The 1,075-nt window shown below is 62.5% G+C and carries 1 protein-coding gene; it reads left to right on the top strand.

The genetic code is table 11. The annotated features are described in order from the left end of the window. Nucleotides 1-1,075 (top strand): plasmid replication protein RepC (gene repC, locus AACY45_RS27055; RefSeq protein ID WP_339548492.1); only part of this gene is annotated, 1,075 nt, incomplete at both ends.

Below are 1,075 nucleotides of genomic sequence, written 5' to 3'. Positions count from 1 at the left end.
CTTTCACGGGCCGCACCGGCGCGCGGCCGATCACGGCGCTGACACGCGAGCTCACCCGCCGGATGAAGGTCGTCGATGCGACTGGCATCCAGGTCTCCAAACAGGATGCGCGCAGGGCCGTGAAGGCGCTGAAAGGCGCGATTGGTGTCAGCAACGGCGCAATCGAGACGCTGATGGACCTCGTGCAGCTCACCTGGGAGGCCGACTGGACGGATGATCGCCCGCTGGTCGTCTGGCCAAGCAACCAACATCTAGCCGACGAGGTCAGGAAGACCGTGGCCTGCATCAAGGCACGGCTGCGCGAGCTGCGCGCTGCCGGCCTTATTCTCGGCCATGACAGCGCATCGGGACGGCGGAGTGGTTTCCGGAACCGTGACGGCGTTATCGTCGAGGCCTACGGTCTCGATCTGTCACCGATCCGACTGCGCTATGCCGAACTGAAGGACGCCGGCGATCGGCTCAACGCCCTCTATGCGCTCTTCAAGAGCGGCAAGAAGGAGATCGCCCGCGTCAGGCGGATCGTTGGCCAGGCCCTCGCCCAAGCGGCGGATCTCAACCTCACAGGCTCGCACTGGATGGCATTGCAGGACGCGATCGATGCAGCTGCCTTCGCAGCAGCGCAGGCCAAAGCCATGGGCGATGCAGATGGCTATCAAATCGCGCTCGACAGCCTAAGCGGGGTCGAGGACCTTGTTGGCGAGACGATCGATCAGTTCATGTTTTCGGTTGAAAATAACCCGTCGGGGTCAGCAGAATCTCCCTACATACATATACAAACCATTCCCTCTAAAAAGTCCGTACAAGCTGATCGAGGATGTAGTTCTGACCCTGAGGTGGGGGTTCCAAACCAGGCGGTGCTCCCTCCCTCCCCGTCCAAGAGCATCCTCAAGGTACGGCCCTCCGATCTAGCCGACATGTTTCCGACGACGGCGATGTATCTGACGGAGGCGAGGCCAAGCTGGTCCGACGCCCACAACGCTGCCGCGCGGTTGCGGCAGGATCTTGGCATCCGCTCGGGAACTTGGGTCGACGCAATCGACACGCTGGGGCGTGACGGTGCCGCGGTCGCGGTGAT

Origin of the sequence: Pseudomonas sp. RA_35y_Pfl2_P32 (genome assembly GCF_963970735.1) — a bacterium.
Taxonomy (GTDB): domain Bacteria; phylum Pseudomonadota; class Gammaproteobacteria; order Pseudomonadales; family Pseudomonadaceae; genus Aquipseudomonas.
This window is presented reverse-complemented; position numbering and strand designations above follow the sequence as displayed.